The organism is Streptomyces hirsutus (genome assembly GCF_001418415.1).
GTDB lineage: Bacteria > Actinomycetota > Actinomycetes > Streptomycetales > Streptomycetaceae > Streptomyces > Streptomyces hirsutus.
In genome coordinates, this window is record NZ_LIQT01000118.1 from 1 (window position 1) to 8689 (window position 8689).

7 protein-coding genes are annotated in these 8689 nt (G+C 75.3%); 2 read left to right on the forward strand and 5 right to left on the reverse strand.

All coding sequences use genetic code 11. From position 1 onward, the window contains the following. Positions 1 to 319: 319 nt before the first annotated feature. From AOK11_RS09745 to AOK11_RS09760, 4 genes are read right to left on the reverse strand one after another with little or no spacing between them, the layout of a single operon-like run. Complete coding sequence (locus AOK11_RS09745) at positions 320 to 1687, reverse strand: AAA family ATPase (protein ID WP_055593263.1); 1368 nt, start codon at positions 1685 to 1687, stop codon at positions 320 to 322. Next, positions 1684 to 3393, reverse strand: coding sequence for a hypothetical protein (locus tag AOK11_RS09750; protein ID WP_055593264.1), 1710 nt, complete (start codon positions 3391 to 3393; stop codon positions 1684 to 1686). Before AOK11_RS09750 ends, AOK11_RS09745 begins: the two co-directional genes overlap by 4 nt. Next, a complete protein-coding gene (locus tag AOK11_RS09755; RefSeq protein ID WP_055593268.1) occupies positions 3384 to 4562 on the reverse strand; it encodes a hypothetical protein in 1179 nt (392 codons plus the stop codon). The genes AOK11_RS09750 and AOK11_RS09755 overlap by 10 nt, the downstream gene beginning before the upstream one ends. Next, positions 4543 to 5517 carry a phosphatase PAP2 family protein gene (locus AOK11_RS09760; RefSeq protein ID WP_055593269.1) on the reverse strand — a complete coding sequence of 325 codons (975 nt, stop codon included), beginning with the start codon at positions 5515 to 5517 and terminating at the stop codon, positions 4543 to 4545. The genes AOK11_RS09755 and AOK11_RS09760 overlap by 20 nt, the downstream gene beginning before the upstream one ends. A 184-nt stretch (positions 5518 to 5701) precedes the next feature. Here AOK11_RS09760 and AOK11_RS09765 point away from each other — a divergent pair, with 184 nt between their 5' ends. Continuing rightward, positions 5702 to 6298: a histidine phosphatase family protein gene (locus tag AOK11_RS09765; protein ID WP_055593265.1), complete on the forward strand. Its 597-nt coding sequence runs from the start codon at positions 5702 to 5704 to the stop codon at positions 6296 to 6298. Positions 6299 to 6344: 46 nt separating this feature from the next. On the opposite strand, the gene AOK11_RS09770 is transcribed toward AOK11_RS09765, so the two are convergent. Further along, complete coding sequence (locus AOK11_RS09770; RefSeq protein ID WP_055593266.1) at positions 6345 to 7787, reverse strand: NsdA family TPR-like regulatory protein; 1443 nt, start codon at positions 7785 to 7787, stop codon at positions 6345 to 6347. Positions 7788 to 8201: 414 nt separating this feature from the next. On the opposite strand from AOK11_RS09770, the gene AOK11_RS09775 reads away from it, so the two are divergent. Next, entirely contained in the window at positions 8202 to 8621 is a 420-nt protein-coding gene (locus tag AOK11_RS09775) for a hypothetical protein (protein ID WP_079034738.1), read from the forward strand. Positions 8622 to 8689: the final 68 nt, after the last annotated feature.

Here is an 8689-nt window from a genome sequence, read left to right on the forward strand (position 1 = left end):
GCGTAGCCGCGGTTCGTCCCGACGCGGCGTGGGCTCCGCCATGTCTTCTCCTTCGTCCTTGCTCGTGCGTGCGCTTCGGCCCACTGGGGGAGCGGGCCGCCTTCCATTCTCCCGCGTCCCGCAAGAGGGCCTCGGGGCCGGTGGGGCCGGGGCTGCCGGGCGACCCGGTACCGGGCGGGGTGGGCCAGGACCGCGTGGTCGGCCTCCCGGCCGTCCGGGGCGGTGTTCGTCGGCGGCCTCCGGCGGTGTCCCGGGCTCCGTCCGGCGTGCCGGGCGGAGCGTGCCGGACGTCCGCCGGGCAGGTGCCGGAACAGGGGGCTCAGGGCTGCCAGGTGATCCGGTGCCGGGCGAGATGGGCCAGGACCGCGTGATTGGCCTCCCAGCCGTCCGGGAACTTCACGAGGGTGCCCAGCTGGACCGGTTCCGTCGACGGGTACGCGTCCAGCAGGTCGCCGACGCCCGCCCGGCACACCACGATGCAGGCGTGCCGGTGCCGGGAGGCCAGCACGCACAGCCGGCCCGTCTCCAGGTGGAAGGCGGTGGCGTCGGGGCGGCCGGACAGCGGGTGCAGCACCACCGTGACGTCGAACTCCCGCCCCTGGAGCCGGTTCGCCGTGTCGACGGTGACGTCCGCCGCCCCCAGCCCGGCCAGCGCCGCCCGTACCGCCGCCGCCTGGTCGCGGTGCGCGGTGCCGACGGCGATCCGGTCGGCGGTGAGCGGCGCCGCGTCCTCGGACCGCTCCGAGACCGACGCGCCCTCCCGGTCCAGCAGCCGGCGGACCACCAGCGCCACCGCCCGCACCGCCTCCGGGTCGGTGCGGGGGGTGTGCCGGGCGGGCAGCTCCAGCAGGCCCCAGCCGGACTCGGCGGCCTCGTCGATCACCCGGTCGGGCCCCGAACCGTCCGACGGGACCCCGAGCGCGAGCCGCCGGTCGCCGTGCCCGGTGCCGCTGCGGAACGGCGTGTACGGGTAGAACGCGTCCGACACCAGGGGCGCCGCCGAGGCGGGCAGCCGCCACGACACCGGCAGGCGGTGCTGCGGCAGCTCGGGATTGTGCGCGAGCAAGGTGGTCACGGCGGACGCGGACGGGTCGTACGACAGCCCCGCCCACTGCTCGCCGCCCACGATCGAGAACGGGTCCAGCTGCCCCGGATCCCCCACGAACAGCGCCCGCTCGAACAACCCGGCCACGGCCAGCAGCGCGTCCGAACGCATCTGGTACGCCTCGTCGACGATCGCGTGCGCCCACGGTTCGACGCCCTTGACGTGCGCCCACTTGGCGGCCGTCGAGACGACCACGTCGAGCCCGGCGAGGTCGGCCGCCTTCGCCGACTTGCGGACGTTGTCCAGTCCGTCGAGCGCCTTGTCGTACGGGTCGGTGTCGCTGCTGTGCAGCCGGCCGACCGGCAGCCCGGGGTTCTTCTCGGCGAGCCGCAGCACCAGGTCGTCGACCTGGGCGTTGGTCTGTGCCACCACCATCAACGGGCGGCCCGCTTCGGCCAGTTCCAGCGCCGCTCGGACCACGAGGGTGGACTTGCCGGCGCCGGGCGGGGAGTCGACGACCACCCCGCGGGCGGTGCCGTGCAGGGTGTCGCGCAGGATCGCGTCGGTGGCACGGGTGGCGGCCGCGCCGGCGTCGAAGACGGCCTCGGCGGTTTCGGGGGTCCTTGCGGCCTCGGTGGTCACAGCACGTCCTCCTCGGTCACCGGGTCGGCGGCCTCCGGTGTGGCGGCCTCCGCGCCGGGCGGGCCGCCGTGCGTCCACGGCGTCTCCTCCGGGTCGGGCAGTTTCGCCCCGCCGCGCGGTTCGTGCTCGAACAGGGTGAAGCAGAGGCGGTCGCCCTTCTCCGGCACCGAGCCCGCCTCCGGCTCCTTGCCGCGGCCCATCTTGTCCATGATCCGCAGGACGAGCAGCCCGCCGGCGGCCGGCCCCTTCCCGGACAGCCCCTCCCCGGCCGGTCCCTCCCCGGCCGGTCCCTCTTCGGCGCAGTCTCTCCCGTGCCCGTCGGTCTGGTGCCCGTCGGTCTCGTCCTCGTCCTCGTACCCGATGAACTCGGCCGCCTGTGGTTTCCCGCCGAGCGAGCGGTACACCCGGGTTCGCGCGCCCAGGTGCGGGCGGTCGTCCGTGCGGACGGTGACCAGCGGGCGGGGGCTCGGCCGCTTGCTCTCGCTGTACGCCATGACGACGTCGGTGACCTCGCCCGCGAAGGCCTCCCCGGACAGCCGCCGCCCCGCCATCACCAGCGGGTCGTCCAAGGCCTCCTGCGCTTCGAGCCGGGCCTGCTCCCGCTCGCGCGTGGCGAGCTTGTTGGCCGCGGTCACCGCGTCGTCGCGGCGCGGCTGCGGCGGCTCTCCGGCCAGCACCCGGTCCCGGTGGCCGGTGAACGACCAGCGGTCGCGTGTCCACCGCTCCTCGACCCGCGCGCCCTCGGGCAGTGCGCGCAGCAGGTCCAGGCCCCGCCACACCGCGTCCCAGGTGGGCCGCGTACGGCTCTCCACCAGCTTGCGGATCTCCTGCTCGGCCGCTGTCAGCGCGCCGAGCCGCTCGTCGGCCTCCAGGCCGTCCTGGGCGGCGGCGAGCGCCGTACGGGCGCGGTCGTACCGTTCGATCGCCGGGGCGAGCAGTCTGTTGTCGAACGCCGGGTCGGTCGCCGGGCCCGCGGGCGGGCACCGCAACTGCCCGTCGGCGTCCCGCGCCAGCTCCGCCTCCCGCGCGGCCTCGGCGCCCGAGCGGCCCGGGGGCGGGTCGATCCACGCGAGCAGCGCCCCCAGGTGCTGGTCCTCCAGGGAGGACTGCCCGGTCGCCCAGTGCCGGCTCAGCAGATCGGTCATGGCGGGCAGCAGCGACGACCCGGGCACCCGGGCCCGCTCCCCGAAGTGCGTCAGCCACCGCCCGAGCAACGGCACCCGGGGCGGCGCCGGGAAGGGCGCCTCCGGGTCCTGCTCCGCCGTGCGCCGGAACCGTGTGGAACGGCCGAGGAGCCGTACGAGGTCGACACCGGCCCGGCTCGGCACGATCAGCTGCGGCGCGTCCGCGCACAGTTCGACCTCGACCTTGACCCGCTTGCCGGTCTCCGGGTCGGTCTCGCTGCGCTCCGCGGCCTCCACGGCCTCGGCGCAGCCGTCGATGTAGGGCAGGACCACGTCGGCCAGTTCGGCCAGGAATGCGAACCTGAGGTCGCGGTCGCGCGGCTGCGGTACGGCCAGCAGCCGGGGCGCGTCCCGGTCGGTGCCCACCAGCGCGCCCAGCGGGGCGCCCGCCTCTCCGGCGGTGGTCAGCGGCACGAACACCAGGGGCCGCTCGGACAGATGCCGGTGCCGGACGGTGGCGGCGGGCCGGGCGCGGCCGGTGCTGACGGCCTCGAGACGGGCGAGGGTGGTGATCAGAGACAAGGGGCCACCTCCGCGGGGGCGGTTCCCGGCACGCCGGCGAGGGCCTGCGCGCCGGTGGGCGCTTCCGCTCCGGCGAGTGCCTCCGCGCGCAGCGCCGCCGCCCTGCGCAGGGCGGCGACCGTCGGATCACCGGGGTCGCCGAGCTCTCCGCGGGCCGCCGCCAGTACGTCCTCGACCGTCGTCAGGCCGCCCAGTTCGGCACGGACCGGGCGGCCCAGGGTGGTCACCGCGTCCTGTGCGCGGGAACGGTCCCGGCAGTGGAAGGCCAGTTCGCACGCGGACAGGCACTCCGGCGCGTAGCTCGCCGGGACGGACTCCACGGACGCCGTCAGCTGCTCGCGGGGCAGTTCGGGGGCGAAGCAGATGCCTTCGGGGAGCGCGTCCGCGATGTGCTCGATGCGGGTGAGCCGGGCCAGCTGACGGGCGGTCACCGCACGCTGCTTGCGCACGTCCACGGCGGACGCGGTCGGCAGGTTGGAGAAGTCCTTGGGGCACACCAGCAGGATCCGGTGCCGCACGCGGGGGGCCTCACCGGGGGCGTCCGGGGCGGTGGCGAGGCGGGCGGCGACCTCCTCCAGCGCGAGGACGTACACCGCCGCCTGCCGGGCCGCCGCGCCGACCTTCGCCGGATCTGCGGAGCCGTCCAGCAGGGGGAAGGACTTGATCTCCACGACCGTCCACCTGCCGTCCGGGTGCACCACCACCGCGTCCGGCTCCAGGAAGGCCGGGGAGCCGGCGACGTCCAGCGCGAGCAGCGGATGGTCGAGCAGCGTCCACTCCCCCGGCGCCAGGACGGCCTCGCCCAGCGCCAGTTCCGTACGCGCCGCACGCCCCGCGTGGCCCGCCGCGGACAGGTCGGGCACGCGGGCGGCGGCGGGCGGTTCGGCCGAGCGGTCCAGCTTCTCGTGGACCAGCCGCAGCAGTTCCGTACCGCCGTCGGCCTTGACCTTGGCCTCGAACGCGTTGCCCCGGACGAACGCGAACTGGGACTGGCCGAAGACCGACGGGGAGCCCAACGCGCCCGCGAGCGTGGCCTTGTCCACTCCCGCGCCGTCGAGGATCGCGCGCCGCTCGCAGCCCGGGTTGGCGGCCAGGGCGGCCAGGGCGCGCGCGTCCAGCGCCTTGGCCCGTACGTCCGGACCGCGCAGCTCAGCGAGCCGGTGCCGCAGCTGTCTCGGCGTCTTCCCCCCGGGCCGGAGGGGAGTCGCCCGGTCCGGTTCCGGAGGCGAGCCGTGGCTCGAGCTGTTGCTGCCGCTGCCCTGGAAATTGCTCACCCGCGGAAGTCTGGCACCCGTCACTGACAATCGGGGAACCCGAGGCGGAAGAGGCCACCGGGACCGGTGCGAAGCGCGGCGGCACGAGGGCCTTCACCCGGTCCGTGTTCCGCAGCACGACCGGCGTGAGCAGCAGTCCGGCGCCCATCACGGCGACCCCCGCGACCGCGTCGAGGAAGTAGTGGTTGGCGGTGCCCATCACCACGACGACCGTCACCAGCGGATAGATCACACCGGCGATCCTCGCCAGGCGCGTACCGCCGTGCCGCCATAGGATCACGCCGCACCACAGGGCCCAGCCCACGTGCAGACTCGGCATCGCCGCGTACTGGTTGGTCAGACCGCCCAGTCCCCTGGGGGCGCTGGCCTCGCCGGCCCACCAGCCGTACGAGCTGTACTGGGCCATGGTGTCGACGAAGCCGTGGCTCGCGTCGAGCAGCCGGGGCGGGCAGGTGGGCAGCAGCGTGAAGCCGATCAGCCCGATGAACGTCGACGTCATCAGCCAGGTGCGGGCGGCGCGGAAGTGCACCGCGCGGGAGCGGAACAGCCAGACCAGGAGCGCGGGCGTCACCAGGTAGTGCAGCGACGCGTACCAGAAGTCGGCCGGTATCCCCAGCCACGGCTCGCGCGTGAAGAGACGGTTCAGCGGGTGCTCGGCGTTGAGGTAGAGCGCCTGCTCGATGCGCAGGATCGCCAGACCGTGGTTCACGGCGTCGGTGACATCGCCCCGGACGAGCAGCCGCCCCGCCGAGTAGCAGGCGTACACGAGGAGGATCAGCGGCAGCTCGGTCCACCAGCGCAGCCGGGTCGCCGGGGCCCCTTCGGTACCCGGTGTCTCGGTGTGCGGCATCCGATCGCCCTCCCCCTCGTTCCTGTACGGCGCCTCCATGGCGGTCGGCCACTCTACGGCGTGGACGCGCCTCCGCGGAGGCGCCTCGGCCCTGATAGACGCTGGGATCGTCCCCCGGGTTGCCCGTATCCAGGGTGCGCGATGATGGAGGGGTTCCGCCTGTGATTTCTCCGGAAGGTCTCCCATGGCACCGCGCATGCTGCTGGCCCGGCACGGACAGACCGCGTGGTCGCTGTCCGGCAAGCACACCGGCAGGACCGACGTACCGCTCCTGGACGAGGGCCGGCAGGGCGCCAAGCTGCTCGGCGAGCGCCTGCACCGGCCGCCGTACGACGGGCTGCCGGGCGTCGAGGTGCGCACCAGCCCGCTCTCCCGCGCGCGGGAGACCTGCGAACTCGCCGGGTTCGGCGAGCGCGCGCAGCCCTGGGACACCCTCATGGAGTGGCACTACGGCGCCTACGAGGGCCTGACCCCCGCGGAGATACAGGCGGACCGCCCCGGCTGGCTGATCTGGCGGGACGGTGTCCCCGAGGGGGAGACCCTCGCCGAGGTGACGGCCCGCGCGGACGAGGTGGTGGCCTGGGCGCGCTCCGCCGACCGTGACGTCCTGGTCTTCGCCCACGGGCACGTCCTGCGCTCCATCGGCGCCCGCTGGCTGGGGCTGCCGCTCGACTTCGCGGCCCGTATCCGCCTCAACCCGACCTCCCTGTCGGTCCTGGGCTGGGCGTACGGGGAACCGGCCGTCGAGAGCTGGAACGACCTGGGGCACCTGGCGGGCTGAACGCCCCGGAGCCGCCGTCCCCGCCGGCCACCCGCGCGGGGGCCGGTCACAGCGCGCGGGGGAGCGAGGCGTGGCGGTCCAGGAAGGCCGAGACGCCGGCGGCGCGGCGGTGCGGGAGCAGGACGCGGGCCGTGCCCGCCAGTATCGTCCGGACCCGGGACGACTGGACCTCCGGCAGCAGGTCCAGTACCCGCATCCCCGCCGCGGCCGCCTCGTCGGGGTGTCCGCCGCGCGCCAGGTCGTCCGCCAGCTCCGCCGTGTACAAAGCGATGTTGCGGGTGAAGTGCGGGTCCTGGAGCTCCGCCGCCCGCCGCGCGTGCCGGGCCGCCCGCGGCCAGTCGCCCAGGGTGGACCAGCACTGGGCTTCCAGGCCCTCCAGTTCGGCTTCCCCGTAGAAGGTCATCCACTCGGGGTCGGCCGACGCGGTGCCGCGGTCGAAGTAGGCCTGCGCGCGGGCCAGCGCCCGCTCGCAGCCCGGCCGGTCGGCGAGCCCCGCCCAGCCGCCCGCCTCGCGCAGCGCCAGCAGCGACATCAGCCGGGGCGAGCCGAGCGGGTGCGCGGCCCGCTGCGCGGCCTGCGCCGCCCGCACCGCCTCCCGCGGCCGGCCCGCGTCGCGGGCGAGGAACGCCGTGTTGCAGAAGGCGTGCGCCTCGAGCCCCGGGTCCCCCGTCACCCGCGCGGTCGCCAGCGCCTCCGCGTAGTGCGAGCGGGCGTCGTCGAAGCGGCCCGAGTCGTGCGCCAGCCAGCCCACGGAGATGGCCAGTTCACCGGCGCCCGCGTACAGCCGGTCCGCCGTCCGCTGCCGGGTCGCGCCGGCGTCGAGCAGGGCGTAGGCGGCGCGCAGCGGTGCGGAGGCCCGCCGGTAGAGGCCGTCGGCCCCGTGCCGGTCGTCGAGCAGCCGGATGCGGCGGACCGCTTCTTCCAGGGCTCCGGCGTCGCTCGCACCGGGACGGCGCACGGCGCGCTGTGCCGCCGAGGCGTCCGGGGCGAGCGCGAGCGGGCCCAGTGAGACGGCGGCCACCGTGGCGCCCCCGCCGGTCATGAATGCGCGACGCAGCACGTCGCTCTCCTCGTAGTCGTGGTGCGTGTCGTACGGGTTCTGCGGGTCGGACGGCTCGGGGGCTCCGCCGCTCTCACGCGTGACGAGCGCCGGGACCCCGACGGGCGCCGGGGGAGTGCCCCCGTCGTCCCGCGTCCGGCGCCCGCGGACCGACGAGCGGGGCGCGAAGCCCAGGTCGGTCAGCGTGCGGCCGGGGAACATGTGCAGGAACACCCGTTCATAGGCGTAGTTGGGGCAGCGGATCTCGCCCGCTTCCACCCGGTGCACGTACCGCGCGTCACAGCTGACCCGCTCGCCGATCTCGCGGGCGGCCCGGCGGACCGACGCGGCGAACTCGGCCGGCGAGCGCGGTCCGCGCAGTTGCCGGAAGACGAGATTCGGCCGCGGGGGCCGGTCGGGCTGTGACGAGGGCACCGTTGACGACGCCATGGCCGGGTCCTCTCTGCGAACCGTCGAACCATGCCGGACCTCAGGGCGGTTCCTTGCGGTTCGTCATGGTGCGTCCATGTGCCGCGTGGCGCCGCTCTGGTGCCGGCGGGCAAGAACGTACCTGCTGTGACGGAGTCACCACGCAAAGTTTGGCAACAAACCGGATATCTCATCCGTGATCCGCCATGAACTGCCATTCTGTGCTATTGGGTTCCGCCGTAGCCGTGGACGGCCCGCCGCGTTGAACCCGGTGGACCGGGAGACGGAGAACCCGGTGGACCGGGAGCGCGCTCGGCTCCCGGTCCACCGTGCCCGGTACCTGGCCCCGCCCGTCCGGACGGGCGGGGCCNNCGGGGCCGCAGGAGCGCGTGTGGTGGAGGCCGAAGATGCGAAGGCCGGAAGGTGGAGGCCGGGATGACGAACAGCCGAAGCAGTGAACCCCGAACGCCGCGGGGCGGGCCGCCGGACTGCTGCGAGGTGGTGACGGTTCCGACCCGCCAGGGGCTGGAGGCGGTCGACATCCTCCGGCGCGGTGGGACGGGCGACGCGGTGGGCCCCGTCCTGCACGACGACGGCGGGTGCACGCTCGGGTTCCTGGTGCCGCCGGGGACGGCCGCGGGGTGGGACGTGCCGGGCAGCACCTGCAGGGAGACCTACGGCCGTGGACTGCCCCTGGCCCCCGCCTTCGAGGCGTCCGCGCCCGGGCCGCCGGTGGAGGGCCCGGACTGGCTGCTGCCGCCCGAGGGCACCGACCTCGCCACCGACCCCGCGGCCCTGCGGGAGGCGCTGGGCGAGGCGCAGCGCCTGCTCGACGTGACGGACGGCTGCCGGTGAGGGCTGCCGCGGGAGGCCGGTGAGCGGGAGCCGGTGAGGAGGGCCGGCGAGGGGGGGCGGTGAGAGGG

What these genes read in the sequence shown, in the direction of transcription:
- AOK11_RS09760 (WP_055593269.1), bottom strand. Translation starts at nt 5,517, where the DNA reads ATGCCGCACACCGAGACACCGGGTACCGAAGGGGCCCCGGCGACCCGG.
- AOK11_RS09765 (WP_055593265.1), top strand. Translation starts at nt 5,702, where the DNA reads ATGGCACCGCGCATGCTGCTGGCCCGGCACGGACAGACCGCGTGGTCG.
- AOK11_RS09770 (WP_055593266.1), bottom strand. Translation starts at nt 7,787, where the DNA reads ATGGCGTCGTCAACGGTGCCCTCGTCACAGCCCGACCGGCCCCCGCGG.
- AOK11_RS09775 (WP_079034738.1), top strand. Translation starts at nt 8,202, where the DNA reads ATGACGAACAGCCGAAGCAGTGAACCCCGAACGCCGCGGGGCGGGCCG.